The sequence below is a fragment of the Aerococcus sp. Group 1 genome (genome assembly GCF_000193205.1).
Taxonomy (GTDB): domain Bacteria; phylum Bacillota; class Bacilli; order Lactobacillales; family Aerococcaceae; genus Aerococcus; species Aerococcus urinae_A.
Genome location: NC_015278.1, coordinates 532,292 through 551,843 on the forward strand (window position 1 = coordinate 532,292; position 19,552 = coordinate 551,843).

Consider the following 19,552-nt stretch of genomic DNA (forward strand, 5'->3'; position numbering starts at 1 on the left):
GGCATTTTTGCTATGATGATAGTACTTATTATTTGAAAAAATATTGTAAAATAACCTTTGTTATAGGAAGAGGATTCCATGCCAAGATACCGCAAGTTATATGATGAAGAGGGCAATGAGATTATTGTTGAAGAAAAGTCAAAGGGAGAAGAGCTAGAAGAATTCGGCAACACCTTACAGGGCTGTGGGGCCAGTCTTCAAGGCTGTGGCTGCTTATTGACCTTATTCATCACCATACCGATTTTACTCATGCTGGCGGGGATATTTTAGTTAGCCTTGGTATAGCTTGTTCCAATTGAAAGATACTGTATACTATTGATCGGAAAATAATACAAGGAATTGTGGAGGAAAAGATGGTAAAGATAACTTTCTTGCTAATAGGCTTGATCATCCTAGGAGGCTTTGCTTATTTACTGGTGCGGGCCATTCGTTTAGATAAGCTAAAGGCCACCAAACAAGTATTGGCAGTCATTACAATGCTTTTATTTGCACTTAATCTGGGCCTGGCGGTCTCAATTATCCGCCAGCAGGCTGCGGGAGAAAAGCAACAAATCGACCACATGGCTGACCAATACCTAGCCTGGCTGGATAAGGAAAGCGGGGCTAGTCAATCCAAGGCTTTAGAAAGTGCCTTGCAAAACTTAGTCAGCGACTTGACAGAAGGACAGGTTGGCATAGCGGTTTTTAACCAAGAGGGGAAAAAGATTGTCGCTATCAATGACCAAGCCGACTTTATTACCGCCTCTACCTATAAACCCCTTCTAGCCGCCGCAGCCCTTTACCTTTTAGAAGAAGGGGAAATTAGTGCCAGTCAGGAAGAGCGGATTAAGCAACTTATTATCCCTACTATCCAGTGGTCGGATAATGACCGCGCTATTACCCTGGGGCGCGATATTGTCGATTATGATCGTTTTAACCAGATTATGCATGACTGGGGTTTTCAGACTTTTCGTGTTGAAACCTCTGGGGACTATTCCTTACATATTACTCCTGAAGATCTGGCCCGTTTTTACCAGGAACTGGAACAAGGCAAGCTATTGAATAGCGAGCATACGGCCTTCTTACTCGAGCAATTGCAGCAGTCCCAGGAGCCAATCCCCTTTGACGAGGCCCTGGCTGGTGATGATAATTATTGGAACAAGTATGGCTTGCTCACCGGCATCTATAATGAAAGTGGGATCTATAAAGACGCCAAGGGAAAAAGTTATTACCTGGCCGTGATGACGTCCGATTGGTTAGCCAGTGATAGTGAGAAAACGGACTGGTTTAAGCAATTAGCTGAGGTCTTTAGCCAGTACTTGTATGGGGAGTAAGGGCTTGAAGAGTGTCTCAAGAATTAGACAGATGAGAGGTACAGGATAAGGAGCGGAGTAATGCTGATCTTTTTAGGTTTTCTAGTGGCCCTCGGTTTAATTGGGTCGTCTTACTATTTTTACAAGCGGGAAGGGCGAGGCTTCTACCTCCTTTTCGTTTTGATTGGTTTTCTCCTACTGGCGGCCATGGTGGTCTTGTCGGCCTATTATTTTTTGGGTTAAGTGGCGGCTAAAAAATAAAAAAGACTTGACTTTAGGTGAAATTAAAGCTATGATATTAGACGGTATTGTTTGCCCCACGATCGGCCCCGGAAACCAATTGTGATACGCAACAATCGTAAAGTAAACGGAGGAAATAAACATGCGTCAAACTTATATGGCAAAAGCTAGCGAAGTTGAACGTAACTGGGTTGTTCTTGACGCGACTGATATTGCATTAGGTCGTTTAGCAGCTGTAGCAACAAATATGTTACGTGGTAAAAATAAACCAACTTTTACCCCTAATGTTGATACTGGTGATCATGTGATTATCATCAACGCTGACAAGGTAAAACTAACTGGTAACAAAGCTCAAGACAAGAAATACTACCACCACACTGGTTACCCAGGTGGCATTAAAGAAACCACTGCTGGTAAATTACGTGCAGAAAAACCTGAACGTTTAATTGAAACCGCAGTTCGTGGTATGTTACCTAAGAATCGTTTAGGCCGTAAACAATTTACCCACTTACATGTATACAGTGGTAGCGACCATAAACATCAAGCGCAACAACCAGAAACCATCGATATTACAGAATTAATCTAAGGAGGGAACAGCAGTGGCACAAGCAAGTTATCAAGCAACAGGACGCCGTAAGGATTCTACTGCCCGCGTACGCTTAGTACCTGGTACTGGTAATATCTTCTTTAACGGTAAAGCCATGGAAGAATACTTACCATACGCATCCTTATTCGTAATCGTTAAACAACCATTAGCCGTAACACAAACTGAAGGTCAATATGACATCCATATTAACGTTCAAGGTGGCGGTTTTGCTGGCCAATCTGGTGCAGCTCGTCACGGTATTGCCCGTGCATTATTGGAAGTAGATCCTGACTTCCGTAAACCATTAAAAGAAGCTGGTTTATTATCACGTGACCCACGTATGAAGGAACGTCGTAAACCAGGTCTTAAGAAAGCACGTAAGGCACCTCAATTCTCCAAGCGTTAGAATTGGCCTATATGTGGACAAAAGCATCTTCCTATGGGGGATGCTTTTTTTATTGTAAAAAATTTGAATCAAAGACTCGGTTGGTCACAAAAAAATAATTAGATTATTATGATGGAAGTTATGCCACTTTTTAATGTTATTTTTGCTATAATAAAATAAAAACAATTAAAAGAGGTGTCTTTCATGAAGAAATGGTTAAGTGAAGTTAAAAATCGAGTATCGATGAAAAAAGTAAAAAACATTGGGTAGTAGCCTCCTCATTGGCTTTAGTCGCCCTAGGAACACCTATTGTCTTTGCTCAAGATTCTAATAATCAATCATTAACACAGGAACAAATGACTGAAATTCTTGCCAAAGTAAACGGTACGAATTCCTACCAAGAATGGGTAGCCAATACCGTTGAAGAAGTGAAGGTAACCATTGAAGCACAAAAAGGACAAAACCTTGATGAATACATCATTCAATGGGGCGATACTTTATGGGCAATTAGTCAAGCTTCAGGGATTCCTATTGATGAATTAGTAGCGATTAACGGCATTCAAAACGCTGACTTAATCTATGCAGGAGACACCTTAAAAGGCGTTTTAAATCGTATTCAGGCTTACGCTAAGCATAAAGAAGCGCAAACAGTTGCTATTACGCCACAACAAAGCACAAATACTTTACAAGTTTTAACTACTGAACCAGTATCTGTATTACCTAGAGAAGTCGCTGAAACAAAAGTACCAACAAATCATACTGCTGAAGTGAGCCAACCATCTGTCAGCCAATCAGTTAAACCGATTCAAGAGCAATCTCAAACTGAAGAAAGTCAGCCAAACCATCAAAAGGATGCCCCAGTTGAAACAGTAAAAGAACAATCAGAGCCACAAGTGATTGATAGAACTGAAGAAACAATTAAAGTGACCGAAGGCGATCAAACGGATAGTCAAACTACTCCAAGTGGCGTGATCGAGGAACAACCAGCTACCGAGGGAAGGCCTACCGAGCATCAAACCGATACAAATAGTGTCGTTGAAAGGCCAGAACCAACGGTAAAACCAAGTCCTGAACCTTCTGTACCAGTTGTGCCTACTCAACCACAAGAAGGCAATGACGAGGGTGAAAAAGGTTCAAGTGAATCTGTTCCTTTAACCCCATTAGCTCCTGCTACTCCTATTGAAGAGGTGCAACCAGCAATTGTTAAGCGTACCGACCACTCGGTAAGAACCACGCCAATTCACTTTGGTTTCCAAAGAATAGCTGATCCAAACCTTGAAAAAGGGGTTGAACAAGTCGTTCAAGAAGGTAAAGATGGTGTGAAGACGGAAACCATCGAACGTGTCTATGAAAACGACCAATTGATTTCAGAAACAGTTATTGCTACTGAAGTCGTTGATGCCACACCACAAATCATTCATGTAGGAACGAAAGAATCTGCTCCAGAAGATACCATCGAAGTCAAGAAAGTAACCACAACTGAAAGCATTCCTTATAAGCAAGTAATCAAAGACAACCCAAGTCTTGAAAAAGGAAGAGAAGCTCTTATTCAAAAAGGTGAAGAGGGGCAAAGAGAAATTGTCGAAGAAGTGACTTACACTAATGGTAAAGAAACTAGCCGCAAACAGATTTCTGATCAAGTCGTCAAAGAAGCTGTGGATGAAATCATTGTTCGAGGTACTAGAGAAGAAACAGAAAGTGTTCCTTTGACACCACTTACACCTGCGACTCCAATCGAAAATGAAAAGACTGAACCAGTTATAACTACTAAAGAAGAAAGTCATACCGAAGCGATTCCTTTTGAGACTGTTCGAAAAGAAAATAAGAACTTAGAAAAAGGCGTTGAACAAGTCATTCAAACAGGTGTCAATGGTGAGAAAACAATCACAGAAAAAGTAACCTTTACAGATGGCAAGGAAAGCAATCGTGAATTGATTCGTGAGGAAGTCACTAAAGAGCCGATTAATCAAGTGGTTGAATATGGAACGAAAGAAAAAGTTTCTTCTGATCCATTTGGTCCAACCCAAGGCTTACAAGTCGGTGATGCCTTTAATGGTGGGGTAGTTAAAGACTTCATTATCAGATTTCCAGAAAATATATTAGATCTTGCAAAAGCAAAGAATGAAAGTAATGCTCAGGAATATTATGAAAAAGCTAAAAAGCCCTCAGAGATTAATTATGTAGGTACAGCAGAAAATGGTCATACAACTTATAGTCCGATCCCTTTTAATAAAGAAGTTGTTAACTTATTTAATAATACTGATACAATGATTAACACCGTTAAACTAAACGAAGAATTTGCCAAAATTTTAAATGCTGAGCGTCAATCTAAAGGTTTAATACCATTAAGCTACGGCGACTACCTTCAGGAAGGAGCAGATAACCGATCACAAGAATTAGCTGAATACGGTGATATAAGAGTCAATGGAAAATCACATGTAAGACCACATGATGGAAGTTCATTCCGTACTGCATATGATCCAACAATTCGTTATGGATTATCTGAAAATTCATTACTTACATTTATAGTGGGGAATCCTTACCAATTATTAAGTGAGAAGTATTTAGCAGAACATGCTTTTAACATGTGGAAAGAATCTCCTGGTCATTATGCAAATATGATGAATGAAGATAGTAAATCATTTGTGTTTTCTATGAAAATAGCACCAGATAAAAAGGGTAGAGGTAATCTTTTAATAGGTACGTTTTCTGGTGACTCTCAAATGAGTAAAGAAGGTAACTTGTTCATTCATGAATTAGATAAACAGGGAAAACTAAAAAATCTCTAATGGTATAAGATAGTTATTCTTGAAAAAGGCATTCCTAGCGGAGTGCCTTTTTATTGATAAAACATTTATTTTATATAGTGCAATGGCTCTCGGATTAACCGTAGTACCCTAGTTGAAAGCGTAACGAATACCGCTATTGTCGCCTATGCGTCAGGGGTCGAAAAAGTAGGGCCTTCTGATAATCCTGTAGTTCCTCAAAGATATGAGAATCAAAAAGGACATTCAAAAGTGCATCCTATGTTCTAGATAATTAGATAAACTGTTGATGTAAATAGGTGTAAAGTATATCATTCTCCTTACATTTTTATCCTTAGCCAAGATTATAAATTACTTAAAGTTGTTGATAGATAGGGATTATGTGAATTTTAAAAATGATAGTTATATGGCTGTCAATTCTCAAAACGATAGAATTGGCGTCATTACAGCATTTACAACACTTCATGGTTCACGCCATGGGGTGTTTTTTCTTGCCTTTTTTCAAAATTCACGTCATTTTTTAACACAAAAATTAGTTTTATAAAATAAGAAAGTCTCAACGTTTGAATTGCCTGGCCTATTTGACAGGAAAGGGTTATATCTTGAGGCCTTTTTTGATTCATATTTGCATTAATTTAATTTACTTAAAATATATGATCAATTTTATAGATCAGTGTTACATTTTTGTGACATTTATAACAAATAATAGATTATCTTTGGGAAATTTTGTAAAATATTTGAGGATATAGAAGATTAGTAAGCGCTTTAAAGATATAAGAGAGGTATACCAATTACTTTTTTATGTCTTCTATATATTAAAACCTTATATTCACCAAAAAGGAGGCGCGTTGTTTAATTAAGTATCGATTATTTTACTTTCATAGCCTTTAATCAACAAAATATTAGAAGATTTCGATTGATTACACTTATTCTAGTTAAAACGCTTCTTAGCGTTTTTTGGTTCTCTGTCAAATAGTGTTGATAGGAATTTTTATAATTAATGTCATATCAGAAATGGTATGGCATTTTTTAATAGCTTCTGATAGGTGAAAAAGGGTACGATTAAAAGGCCTCTTGTTTCTTATTTTTTCGCCGTAGGCGAAGACAGAGAGTGAGAAAGCAATATTATAAATAATGAATAAATACCACAAAGATTATGCTGCTTCTGAAAAAGTGAGTGAACGAGGTTGGAAATCATTACATACCAAGCGAGAAGCCATTATTATACGTATTCTTAAATGATCAAAACGATGGTAGCCATAACCTGTGCGCTTGATCAGTTTCGTTTTATTGTTCATTCCTTCTATTGGACCGTTAGACAAAGTATACGTTAAAGCTTCACAAATACCTTCTTGATATCTTTCTAAGGTTTGAAAAATAGTTCGTACTCTACGTGGAAAAGTGTACTTCTTGACTTCAATGAGTAAGTCTTTAAATGACTGAATGTCATGGGTATAAATACTGTATTTTAGGCGATTAACATAGGTATAGGTACGTGACAATTCGGGAGATAAATTGATGAGGTAATCGACAATCATCTGTTCTGAAACGAGACCGTCAAAAAGTCGATGTGTATATAAGTTTTTATAGTCAAGTTCCCATTCATTTTTTAAAGGTAACTTCCATAACTGTTTTAATTTGCGATAATCACGTGGTGATTGATAGCGAATATGATTCATCAGTTGAATACGTACGGAGTTGATTGCCAGATTAAGATGTTGAATAACGTGAAAACGATCAAATAGTATCTTTGCATTAGGGAAACAAGCGCGGATAACTTCAATATAAGGGCTATACATATCAATCGTAACTATTTTGACAGCTTGTCGACTTTTGTAAGAAAAACGCATAAAGTAGTGGATTAATTCGTTCTTTTGTCGATTTTCAACAATATCAATTAACCGATGGTTTAGGGGATCAATAAAAATAAAGCTCATCGCGCCACTAACATTTTTCACTGATTTAAATTCATCAAAAGAAAGGCACTGGGGCAAATAATTAAATTTAGGTAGTAATGCTTTCCCTCTTTCTTCTAGAAGACGAATCACCGTCGATACAGAAACATTGTGTTGTTTACCGATAAGAGTCATCGCTATCGTTTCACTAAGAGCAAAAGTAATCGCAGTTTTTAGCGCTTTAGAAATATAGCAATTAGCTGCCACTATGGGGGTTTCAGTATTAAAAGTCCTTTGGCAGTGCTTACAAAAGAAACGTTGCTTTTTAAGACGCAAAGTAACGGGTTGACCTCCATTAATGGTCGTTAGTAAGATATCGCTTGAATAAAATCCATTTTTAACGATATCAGCTTGTGATTCGTTGATATGTCCGCAATGGGAACAGTGAGAAGGATGGTTAGTTAAGGTTCCAAAAATAACCTTATGAATGATATTATTTTTCTTTTCCTCCACTACTTTATCTTCAATTTCAATATTTTCATCTTTTATATTAAAGAGATTTTGTATACAATTAGATTGAGTCATGGAATCCGCCTTTCTGTGTTTTGGATTGTATTTTCAGTATAGGCCTTCCATGGCTTTTTGTGTATCAAAAAATGGTGCCAATGAAGAGCCGTTGGCTCCCATCAACACCAAATATTATAGAACCCGTTTTTTCTGACTCTTCACTTCAATTTTAAAGAGATGGTAGTACTAGTTATCAGTAAACTTTACCACATAGCATAATAACCATATCTTGCCCTTAGTGGCTACCTTTATCTTTAAGTTGAAGTGAGAGATTGATCATCATGAACGCCGTTTAGTGTCTGAATAGTCAGACTAAAAAGTATCAGTAGGCGATGTGACCGATAAGGCTTTTTCTGAAGTCACACCATAGTTCGTGAGGATTATGTAATAATCTGGCGAGAAATTCTAATAATCGTAAATATCAATCAATCGCATGATGTTTTAAGAGGAGATTTTATGGAAATATTTGCTAAAATAATTAACCGTAAAAAACAAGAAAGTAGTAATAAAAAAATAAGGTACGGTATTCGGAAGCTTTCAATAGGTATAGTCTCTTGCGCATTGGGCTGCTGGATATTAGCGTCTAATGACACGGTTTATGCCCAAGGAAATACTCCAAATGCTAGCAGCCAAGTGACTGCGTCTACTGATAATCAAGCAGGAAAGTCAGAAGATCAAGCCAAAGTGACAAAGAATTCATCTAATGATAAGCCATTCGATGCCAACAAAGCTAATCAAGCGAAATTAGCTGCTAAGGAAAATAAGTCAGTTAATCGTGAAAATGAAAATAAGCTTTCGGTTAAGGCAAGTTCGGATGAAGAGGTTAAGCAGCCAGAAAAAAACGTTGTGAGTGTCAATAGTGATGATGTTAATAAGGAAACGCCAAAACCAAGAAGTCAAGCTAACGGTGAAAATAATGATTTCACGCATCGTCCTATAAAGGAAGATGAAGGTAAGGCATCTTACTATGATGTTTCAGATAAAGATTTAGCTAATTCTGAAGCAGTCAACACTAATAAGCCTAAAGAGATTAGTCATGATGTCCCTAAATTAGAATTAAATATCATTAAAGAAAATGATAGTAAGACCCTGGAGGCTGTTGATGGAGAAGCATTGCCATTTAGTGCTTTCTTTGTCACACCTAAAGGAACTAAAGAGGGCGACACATTTACCCTAACAGTATCCGACAATTATAGTTTAAAAGGCATCGAACCTGAATCAAATCAAATCCCAGACATTGTTTCAGAAGATGCAGTAATTGCCAAAGGGAGAAAAGAAGGCAATAAAATTATCTATACCTTCACCAAAGCTATTAATGACAGACCACGAGCCTTTGCTGTCTTTTCTCTAACTGGCTTTGACAATAAAAAAGTGATCAAGAACTCTAGCAATCAAACTTTTAAGATCCAAGCTGGAGATAAGAGTGCCGTTAAAAACTTGTATGTCAATTATGGCCAACCTTATCGTAAGGGCAGACTTAATATCAATAGTCAATTTACTGAATGGAATAAAGATACCGGAGAATTTACTCAAGTTTTCTATGTGAATCCTAAGTCAGAAACAATTCGAAGTGGCTTAAATGGTAGCTTTGAAAATAGCGTAGGTATGGTTGTTCATAATGGAGGTCGAGAGGCCAATAATATCTTGGGAGCGCCTAGTGATGTTTACTATGACGCAGATAACACTAAAGTTGAAATCAAAAAAATTCCAAGAGGAACCAACTTACCTGATGCTGTCTATGAAGATCCTGTTGCAGGTGTTTTAGATAAAGATTCAGAAATCAACTATAACAATGGACAACTTTACATTGATTTTAAGAAGAGACAAATTGATTCCCCATATGTGGTTGTAGTTAAATCAAAAGCTAAATCTCATAATGGTGTAGACTATAACCTCTATTCCAGCGGAGTATTACATGGTGACGATGGTATTCCAGGAGATATTTATAGCTGGGTAGAAAGCCACAATGTCATCCATAATTTTAATGATAATGCCATGGGTGGTACAAAAAATGATGGCTATTTTGTCGAGCACCATATCTATTACACCAGAGTCAACGGCAAGATCGATAAGAGTCAAACCTTCGAGATGAGTTCCAATACCCTTAAAGGTGGTAGAGATGATTATTATGTCACCAGCAAGCAAGAGTTTGAAGACTATAAATTCTCACATGTTGATCGGAAGAAATTAATTAATCGACCCAGATATAATGAGAATGGCGAGCCATTTGAAGACAGCTATACCCCCGGTAAGAAAAAGAAATTACCTATGTTTACTTTAGAGACATCAAAGAAGATAAGAAAGGTAGCTTCCAAGAACACCATATCTATCGGACTGTCGACGAAGATGGTAATGTAATTTCCACTGATGAGACCAAGGATAACGAGGTAACTAGCGGTAAAGCCGACCAATCTTATACCACCTCGAAACAAGACAAGGATGGCTACAAGTTAGTTTCTGTCACACCAAGTAACGAAGAGTCTAAAAAGTTAGGTGTGAAATATGCTAAAGATGGCCAAGAAACTAAAGGAAATTATGTTGCTGATAAGAAATTGGAAGTGACCTACGTCTACGAACGTGTTCAAAAGACTAAAGGGAGTTTCCAAGAACATCATATTTATCGGACAGTTGATGAAGATGGAAACATCATTTCAACCGATGAGACTAAGGATAGTGAGGTAACTAGCGGAAAGAATGACCAAACATACACCACCTCAAAACAAGACAAGGATGGTTATAAGTTAGTTTCTGTCACACCAAGTAACGAAGAGTCTAAGACTCTAGGTGTTAAATTCTCCAAAGAAGGCCAAGAAACAGAAGGAAATTATGTATCTGATAAGAAATTGGAAGTGACCTATGTCTACGAACGTGTTCAAAAGACTAAGGGCAGTTTCCAAGAACACCATATCTACCGGACAGTGGATGAAGATGGTAAGGTGATTTCCACTGATGAGACCAAGGATAACGAGGTAACTAGCGGTAAAGCCGACCAATCTTATACCACCTCGAAACAAGACAAAGATGGATACAAGTTAGTTTCTGTCACACCAAGTAACGAAGAGTCTAAAAAGTTAGGCGTAAAATTTTCTAAAGATGGTCAAGAAACTAAAGGTAACTATGTTTCCGATAAGAAACTCGAAGTGACCTACGTCTACGAACGCGTCCAAAAGACCAAGGGGAGCTTCCAAGAACATCATATCTATCGGACAGTTGACGAAGATGGAAATATCATTTCGAACGATGAGACTAAAGACAACGAAGTCACAAGCGGTAAGTCTGATCAAACATACACCACCTCAAAACAAGACAAAGAAGGCTACAAGCTAGTTTCAGTTACGCCAACAAATGAAGTATCCAAGACATCAGGGGTTAAATTCTCTAAGGATGGTCAAAAAACCAAAGGTAACTATGTTTCCGATAAGAAACTCGAAGTGACCTATGTCTATGAACGGGTTCAAAAGACTAAAGGTAGCTTCCAAGAACATCACATTTACCGGACTGTGGATGAAGATGGAAACGTCATTTCAACTGATGAGACCAAGGATAACGAGGTAACTAGCGGTAAAGCTGATCAAAGCTACATTACTTCAAAACAAGACAAGGACGGTTACAAGTTAGTCTCAGTTACTCCAAGTAATGAAGACTCTAAGAAGTCTGGGGTTAAGTTCTCAAAAGACGGCCAAGAAACCAAAGGAAATTACGTTGCTGACAAGAAGTTAGAAGTTACCTATATCTACGAACGGGTTCAAAAGACTAAGGGCAGCTTCCAAGAACATCATATCTATCGGACAGTTGACGAAGATGGAAATATCATTTCGAACGATGAGACTAAAGACAACGAAGTCACAAGCGGTAAGTCTGATCAAACATACACCACCTCAAAACAAGACAAAGAAGGCTATAAGTTAGTTTCTGTTACTCCAAGTAATGAAGAGTCTAAAAAATCCGGCGTGAAATACGCTAAAGATGGCCAAGAAACTAAAGGAAATTATGTATCTGATAAGAAATTGGAAGTGACCTATGTCTACGAACGTGTTCAAAAGACTAAGGGCAGTTTCCAAGAACACCATATCTACCGGACAGTCGACGAAGATGGTAATGTGATTTCAACTGATGAGATTAAAGACAATGAAGTCACAACTGGTAAAGCTGACCAAACTTATACCACTTCAAAGCAAGACAAGGACGACTACAAGCTGGTATCAGTTATTCCAAGTAATGAGGAATCCAAAAACTTAGGAGTAAAATTCTCAAAAGTCGGTCAAAGTACCAAAGGAAATTATATTCCTGATAAGAAACTCGAGGTCACCTATATCTATGAACGCCTTCTAAAGATCCAAAAAACTATAGTAGAACACCATAGTCATCCAAAAGAGGATAAAGATAAGAGGATTTCAACAAAGGAAAAGATCACTGATCACAGTCAAAAGATTGTTTTAGAACAGTCTAAAGTGTCTGTAAAGAAATCAACAGCTCAAACAATTAAGCAATCGACTCTTCCAGCGTCAGCTCCAGCCACTCCAAAACTGACTACAGTAGAAGAGACAGCTGCTGGAACAAGAAGAGACACTCAAGAGTCAAGTGCTCACACCAACCTTCCTAAGACCGGTGTCGTTGCTGAGCCAGTAGCTATTGAAGCCTTACTCGTCCTAGCTGGAGCCTTATTGGCTATTCCAATTAAACGTAAAATAACCAATAAAAGTGACTGCAGAGACTATTTAGTATTCTTACTCCTAATCGATCTCAATCTATTTATAAGTTATAGATATGTATCGATCGTTTATATATAATCTACTGTTTTATTTGTAGAAAGTTTTTCAAAACTTTTAATAACATCCGCTCTCTCCTAGCGAGTAATATTAGCTCGGAAAGGGCGGTTTTTCTTTGTTTCATCGCAAGAATGACTACTTACTAAAAATTTTCTTATAAAGTTTTAAAATAAGAATCAAAGAAAAACAATTTTGTTTATTTACATATATTTTATTATAATTATTAAAAAGAAAAATTTTTTGTAGAATATGTTGTAAAAATCTTTTATAATAATAGCGCTAACATGTTAGAAAATATTATTTATTAAAAAGAGGAATGTTTATGTTAAGTAAAAATAATCAACATGAGCAGATACGTAAGCGTAGTCAACGGAACTATCACTATGCTATCAAGAATCTTAAAATAGGTGTATTTTCAGTAGCTGTATCGGTAGGATTGAGTTTTCTAGGGCAAGGAGCTATTGTCCAAGCCGCTGAATTCCAAGCTGCTGACACGCTACCAAGTTCTGCTACTGTTGTCGATGAGAATGCTAAAGAAAATAAGAGCAGCCAAGTACAACCCGAAGCTGGTCACGCTGAAACGCCTGCTACCAATACACGAGCAAGCAACAAGCCAGCTGAGGTTCAGCCAGAAGCGCAAAAACCAGCCCAAACTGGTCAAGCAGCCCCGGCTCAACCAGAAGCGTCAAAACCTGCTAAAGCTGAGCCTACAGCTGAAGTTCAACCAGTATCTGACGAAAAAGAGAATAAAGTAAGTAATATAGAGAAGGCAGCTTCTCCACAAGCCGAAAAACCTGTTAAAGAAGTCGCTCAACCCGAAAAGGGAGATGAAAAACCTGCCCCTAAACAGGATGCAGCTTCCGAAAATTCTGAAGTTCGGGCTGTGAACTATGAGGGGGGATTCTGCCGTTACCTATACCTCATTAGATAAGGTACAATTACCAGAATATGCGGGTATCTTCTCACATGACTACTTTAACGAAGGAAAAAATGTGACAACTCAAGCAGAAATCGCAGACTTTGTCAAAGAAGCGCTTAGAGATAAGGGATTGGGAGATGACGTTACCTATACCGTCGACAAGGCTTCCTTTGATCAAGCTCTTGCTAGGACAGGAGGTCCATCTCGAGTTGAAAATAGCAGTGACATTACAGTTACTTTGAAACAAGGTAATGTAAGCAAGACCATCAAGGTAAGAGCCCTTTATTTCAGACCTTCCTATACTTCATGGGAAAAAGACTTGACTAAAATTGAAACGCCACATTCTAAGCCTGATAAGAAAGACTATTATAAAAAAGATGATCATGTGCGTTCCAGCCACTCTTCCCATAATGCAGGGAAATTGAATGTTGCTGATCCAAACAACTACACCTTAACTGAAGCAGAAAAGAATAAAATTATTAATGACTTTAAGGCAGTTAATACGAACCTAGGCTTAAAGGATCCTAAATATTCGGTAGATGACAAGGGAAATCTAACAATTACTGAGGGTGACTTCTCTACGGTAATTCCGCGGGATTATTTTATTTCTAACTTTGGTTTTGTGAAGGATATCTTAGTCTTCCACAAAGAAGGTGTGAATGAAGCCTATCCACTGACCAATCCTATTAAAGTTCCAGTAAGAAATGACAAGGAATATAAAGACCTTTGGGGTGCTAATGGGACTGGTATTGGTAATAAGGGATACCCATCTAAATTCAAGTATGCCATTCAAAAAGACAAGGATGGAAATAAGTTCTTGGTTCTTTCGGGAACTTACAATAAATCGAATAATGAACCTCGTAAAAAAGATGGTAAATATGAGGTTTGGGGGAAATATGGTATTGGTAGTCACGCCGACAAACCCCAAGATTACTTCCAATCCTTCACTAATATTTTTAGGGTTCGTGTCTTACGGACTAAAAATGGCACAATCATTAAGAATTTAGACACAGAAAAGATTACTCCTGAAGAACTTGAGAACGCAGTAGGAGTTGACTATAAAAAGTTAAATGCACTCAACTCTCCAGACGATCCAAAAGGAACCACAGATGCACAAGTACGGGCCGCTGTTAAGGCTAGAATCACCGAAGAATTCGATGCTTCAGGATTAAAACATCAAATTGGGATCCAAAACTTTACCGGGAGAGCCATTGCTGATAAGCATAAGGTTAGTGACCGCTTCAATGAAGAGAATATTTCTAATGAATTTGTCGCAACCGCTATCTATTACTCTGAAAAGATCAAGGAAACTCTGGTTAATGATCTTGCTAACTTAAATCCAAATGAAATTGCGTCCATCAAAGCCAAGATAAAAGAACGCAACAAGGCGCTTGGCCTAAGCGATGATGACATTATAGTTGACCAATCAGGGAATATTTCTATCCGTATTAAAGATCCAAACTCTAAAGAAAAAGACGGCAAGACGACAGTCAAATTCACGGAATCAGCGCCTTTAGTAACTGCTAGCTATCCAGAAAAGACCGTTCAAGCGGGGAATACAGTGACTTCAGCGATCACACCAAGTAAGAAGGATGATCCTAACTACAAATTCCCTGAAGGTACAAAATTTGAATTGCCAAGTGGTCAAGGGGCTAAGAATCCGGTTGGTTTAACCGTCGATCCTAAGACTGGTGAAATTACCTACAAGGCACCAGCTGATGCTGAAGAAAAGGATGTCGAGGGAACGATCAATGTGACCCTACCAGGTGAAGATAAGCCAACTCCTATTCCATACCTCATCCATGTTCAACGCCCAAGTTACGCCAAAGTGAGATATGTAACTAGTGATGGCAAGGATATTGATCCTAAGTTCCGAGCAGAAGCTGAAGACAAGTATCCAAGTGAGATTGAAGGCAAACGCGATAGTCGGGTAATCGAATACGCCGGGCAAAAGGACTTTGCTGCCCCTAAATTTGTTGGTTACGTCTTTGAAAGACCACAAGTTAACGGTCAAAATCAAAGCTTTAACCCACAAAAGAATGCTACCCTAGAACTTGTTTATAGAAAACTTGACGAAATCATTCCGGCTGATTCCGGACAAGGCAAGCCTGACGGATACGTTAAGGTGACCTTTAAGGATGTTGAAGGCGGAAAATTAGACCAAGCTGATGCTGATAAGGTTTACTTCGTCAATCCAAAAGCGGGCGTCAAAATTTCTGAAGATGGCGCGAACTTAGTTGGCAAGGACAAGGACGGTAAAGAACAAAAAGTTGCTCTGCCAAAAGTTTCTCCCGATGAAAAATATGAGGTCAACTATCACAAACCTTCTGCTGATGAAACTACAACCTGGGCTTACGATAAATATGACCAAGTCGGTAAAGAAATTACAGAGGATAAGGAATTCACCGCCCAAGTCGTTAAACAACAAAAAGAAGAATTCGAACCTAAGTATGACGACAAGACAGGAACCCCAGGTGAAGAAGTCCCAGTAGAGAAACCATCCTTCACCGATAAAGACGGGAACCCAACCAAAGCTCCGGAAGGCACCAAGTATGAACTCGGTAAGGACGCTCCAGAAGGTGTTACCGTCAAGCCAGATGGTAGCCTCACTGTGAAAGTACCGGAAGGCGCTAAAGACGGCGACGTAATTACTGTTCCTGTCAAGGTCACTTACCCAGACGGAACTAGCGACACAGTGAATGCCAAGGTAACGGTTAAAGACCAAAGCCAAACCGTAGAGCCAAAATACAAGGATAAAGTCGGTAAACCAGGTGAAGAAGTACCGGTAGAAAAACCAGCCTTCAGCGATAAAGAGGGCAATCCAACCGAAGCCCCAGAGGGCACTAAGTACGAACTCGGTAAAGACGCTCCACAAGGTGTCACGGTCAACCCAGATGGCAGCCTCAAGGTGAAGGTTCCAGAAGGTGCCAAAGATGGTGACGTGATTACGGTTCCTGTCAAGGTGACTTATCCAGACGGCACAAGTGACACAGTTAACGCTAAAGTCACTGTCAGCGACCAAAGCCAAACCGTAGAGCCAAAATACAAGGATAAAGTGGGCACTCCAGGTTCATCCGTAAAAGTTGATCAACCAGAATTTACTGGCAAAGATGGCAAGACCACACCAGCTCCAGAAGGGACTAAGTATGAACTCGGTAAGGACGCTCCTCAAGGAGTAACCGTGAATCCAGACGGCAGCCTAACCGTTAAGGTCCCAGAAGGAGCCAAAGATGGTGACGTGATTACGGTTCCTGTCAAGGTGACTTATCCAGACGGCACAAGTGACACAGTTAACGCTAAGGTTACTGTTAAGGATCAAAGTCAAACTGTCGAACCAAAATACAAGGACAAAGTAGGCACCCCAGGAACATCCGTGAAAGTCGATCAACCAGAATTTACTGGAAAAGACGGCAAGACCACTCCAGCCCCAGAAGGCACCAAGTATGAACTTGGTAAGGACGCTCCACAAGGCGTCACCGTGAACCCAGATGGCAGCCTCACCGTTAAGGTTCCAGAAGGCGCTAAAGACGGTGACGTGATTACCGTTCCAGTGAAGGTCACTTATCCAGATGGCACCACAGATACCGTCAACGCCAAAGTGACTGTCAGCGACCAAAGTCAAACCGTAGAACCTAAGTACGAGGAAAAGACAGGAACCCCAGGTGAAGAAGTCCCAGTAGAGAAACCATCCTTCACTGACAAAGACGGGAACCCAACCAAAACTCCAGAAGGCACCAAGTATGAACTCGGTAAAGACGCCCCACAAGGAGTAACCGTGAACCCAGACGGCAGCATAACCGTAAAAGTGCCAGAAGGAGCCAAAGATGGTGACGTAATTACTGTTCCTGTCAAGGTTACCTACCCAGATGGCACTAGCGACACAGTGAATGCCAAGGTAACGGTTAAAGACCAAAGCCAAACCGTAGAGCCAAAATACAAGGATAAAGTCGGTAAACCAGGTGAAGAAGTACCGGTAGAAAAACCAGCCTTCAGCGATAAAGAGGGCAATCCAACCGAAGCCCCAGAGGGCATTAAGTATGAACTCGGTAAGGACGCTCCTCAAGGAATCACCGTGAACCCAGACGGTAGCTTAACCGTTAAGGTTCCAGACGGCGCTAAAGATGGTGACGTGATCACGGTTCCTGTCAAGGTCACTTACCCAGACGGAACTAGCGACACGGTAAATGCCAAGGTAACTGTTAAAGACCAAAGTCAAACCGTGGAACCTAAGTACAAGGACAAAGTGGGCACTCCAGGTTCATCCGTAAAAGTTGACCAACCAGAATTCACTGGAAAAGACGGTAAGACCACACCAGCCCCAGAAGGTACTAAGTATGAACTCGGTAAAGACGCTCCACAAGGCGCCACCGTGAACCCAGACGGTGGCTTAACCGTTAAGGTTCCAGAAGGAGCCAAAGATGGTGACGTGATCACTGTACCAGTCAAAGTGACCTATCCAGACGGCACTAGCGCCACGGTAAACGCTAAGGTTACTGTTAAGGATCAAAGTCAAACCGTTGAACCAAAATATAAAGACAAAGTGGGCACCCCAGGAACATCCGTGAAAGTCGACCAACTAGAATTTACTGGCAAAGATGGCAATCCAACCAAGGCACCAGAAGGTACCAAGTACGAACTCGGCAAAGACGCCCCACAAGGCGTGACCGTGAACCCAGACGGTAGCTTAACCGTTAAGGTTCCAGACGGCGCTAAAGATGGTGACGTAATTACTGTTCCAGTTAAGGTTACTTATCCAGACGGCACTAGCGACACGGTAAACGCTAAAGTCACTGTCAGCGACCAAAGTCAAACCGTTGAACCAAAATATAAAGACAAAGTGGGTACCCCAGGTTCATCTGTAAAAGTTGACCAACCAGAATTTACTGGCAAAGATGGCAATCCAACCAAGGCACCAGAAGGTACCAAGTACGAACTCGGCAAAGACGCCCCACAAGGCGTGACCGTGAACCCAGACGGCAGCCTAACCGTTAAGGTCCCAGAAAGCGCCAAAGATGGTGACGTCATTACTGTTCCAGTTAAGGTAACTTACCCAGATGGCACCACAGACACTGTTGAAGCTAAAATTACTGTCAGCGATCAAAGTCAAAAATACACGCCTAAACCAGTGATAACCTTGGTGGATGACTTGAATAAGATCACTAAGGAAGAACGAGACCAAGCAATCAAATCGTTGAAAGACTTTAATAAAGACCTACCTAAGGACACGGTGATTACCATCGATAAAGACGGTAATGCGGTCTTTACCTACCCAGATGGCACCACAGATCTGATCGAAAAAGATAAAGTCTTTGCTGAACGTGAAACCACCTTGCCACCAGTATTCAATAAAGTGAAGGAAGGCGACAAGGAAATCAGCGGTAAGACGGAAGCTTTTGCTAAGGTCATTGTGACGATTCCAGGTCTAGATAAGCCAGTTGAAGTAACTGCTGATGAAGATGGCAATTTCACTGTTTCAGTTCCTGATGGGGTTACACTGAAAGCCAAGGACAAGATTACCGCTATTGCTCAAGGAAAGGATAAGAAGGTTTCAAGACTAGGAGAAGTGCTTGTGGAAGAAATCCCAACTTCACCGCTACCTTGTCCTTCAAGTCCAGAGCCAGCTAATCCAAGCCCTGAACCAAGTCAACCTTCAGCTCCTCAGCTAGAAGACAAGGATCACCCAAGTCAAGAAAGTGATCATATTCAACAACCAAGTCAACCAACAGTAACTGATCACAGTCAACAAGCAAAGACTGATCACTCTACTGAAACCAGTGCTAAGGAAGGTACTCAAACCGCTGCTACAGCAAGTCCAAATCTAAGCCGAGTGGAAGAGAAAGAAGAATCTCAAACTGAAAAAGCCGCTCAAACTGAGAATGCCAACACCAGCCTACCTAAGACCGGTGTGGTTGCAGCACCAGTAGCCTTGGAACTCTTGTTAGTTGCTGCAGGAGCAATCCTAGCCCTTCCAAGCAAACGGAAAAATAAATAAAAGCTTTTAATCATCTCTGATATAATTCTTACCAACCAATCACTTGATGTGAAAAAAGCTTAAAAGAAAACCGATTTCTCCTACTAGATTTCTTGTTAGTTAGGGGAGATCGGTTTTTACTTTAGCCAATAAAAAAGGTGTT

11 protein-coding genes are annotated in these 19,552 nt (G+C 39.9%); 10 read left to right on the plus strand and 1 reads right to left on the minus strand.

From position 1 onward, the window contains the following. The first annotated feature begins 78 nt into the window (after window positions 1–78). From HMPREF9243_RS02555 to HMPREF9243_RS02575, 6 genes are all read left to right on the plus strand, one after another. Entirely contained in the window at window positions 79–270 is a 192-nt protein-coding gene (locus HMPREF9243_RS02555) for a hypothetical protein (RefSeq protein WP_013669932.1), read from the plus strand. Between the two features lie 83 nt (window positions 271–353). Next, entirely contained in the window at window positions 354–1,313 is a 960-nt protein-coding gene (locus tag HMPREF9243_RS02560) for a serine hydrolase (protein ID WP_013669587.1), read from the plus strand. Between the two features lie 60 nt (window positions 1,314–1,373). Then, window positions 1,374–1,535, plus strand: coding sequence for a hypothetical protein (locus tag HMPREF9243_RS10455; RefSeq protein ID WP_013668826.1), 162 nt, complete (start codon window positions 1,374–1,376; stop codon window positions 1,533–1,535). A gap of 139 nt (window positions 1,536–1,674) precedes the next feature. Further along, window positions 1,675–2,118 carry a 50S ribosomal protein L13 gene (gene rplM / locus HMPREF9243_RS02565; protein ID WP_013669478.1) on the plus strand — a complete coding sequence of 148 codons (444 nt, stop codon included), beginning with the start codon at window positions 1,675–1,677 and terminating at the stop codon, window positions 2,116–2,118. A gap of 13 nt (window positions 2,119–2,131) precedes the next feature. Next, a complete protein-coding gene (gene rpsI / locus HMPREF9243_RS02570) occupies window positions 2,132–2,524 on the plus strand; it encodes a 30S ribosomal protein S9 (protein WP_013668580.1) in 393 nt (130 codons plus the stop codon). 260 nt (window positions 2,525–2,784) lie between these two features. Beyond that, window positions 2,785–5,292, plus strand: a complete 2,508-nt coding sequence (locus HMPREF9243_RS02575) for a G5 domain-containing protein (protein WP_013670111.1) — start codon at window positions 2,785–2,787, stop codon at window positions 5,290–5,292. A gap of 1,130 nt (window positions 5,293–6,422) precedes the next feature. Here the strand turns inward: HMPREF9243_RS02575 and HMPREF9243_RS02580 are convergent. Beyond that, window positions 6,423–7,748 (minus strand): ISL3 family transposase, encoded by a 1,326-nt coding sequence (locus tag HMPREF9243_RS02580; RefSeq protein ID WP_013668509.1) that lies wholly within the window; start codon window positions 7,746–7,748, stop codon window positions 6,423–6,425. Between the two features lie 438 nt (window positions 7,749–8,186). Between HMPREF9243_RS02580 and HMPREF9243_RS02585 the strand changes: the two genes are divergently transcribed. The 4 genes from HMPREF9243_RS02585 to HMPREF9243_RS02600 all read left to right on the plus strand — a co-directional run bounded on the left by HMPREF9243_RS02585 (window position 8,187) and on the right by HMPREF9243_RS02600 (window position 19,410). Next, a complete protein-coding gene (locus HMPREF9243_RS02585; protein WP_013669572.1) occupies window positions 8,187–10,088 on the plus strand; it encodes an Ig-like domain-containing protein in 1,902 nt (633 codons plus the stop codon). Window positions 10,089–10,225: 137 nt separating this feature from the next. Beyond that, the gene (locus HMPREF9243_RS02590) at window positions 10,226–12,520 is read left to right on the plus strand and encodes a MucBP domain-containing protein (RefSeq protein WP_013668496.1); all 2,295 of its coding nucleotides are present in this window, start codon (window positions 10,226–10,228) and stop codon (window positions 12,518–12,520) included. A 301-nt stretch (window positions 12,521–12,821) separates the two neighbouring features. Beyond that, window positions 12,822–13,430 (plus strand): hypothetical protein, encoded by a 609-nt coding sequence (locus HMPREF9243_RS02595; protein WP_013669224.1) that lies wholly within the window; start codon window positions 12,822–12,824, stop codon window positions 13,428–13,430. Further along, window positions 13,390–19,410, plus strand: coding sequence for a YPDG domain-containing protein (locus tag HMPREF9243_RS02600; RefSeq protein ID WP_081456605.1), 6,021 nt, complete (start codon window positions 13,390–13,392; stop codon window positions 19,408–19,410). The genes HMPREF9243_RS02595 and HMPREF9243_RS02600 overlap by 41 nt, the downstream gene beginning before the upstream one ends. The last annotated feature ends 142 nt before the right edge of the window (window positions 19,411–19,552 follow it).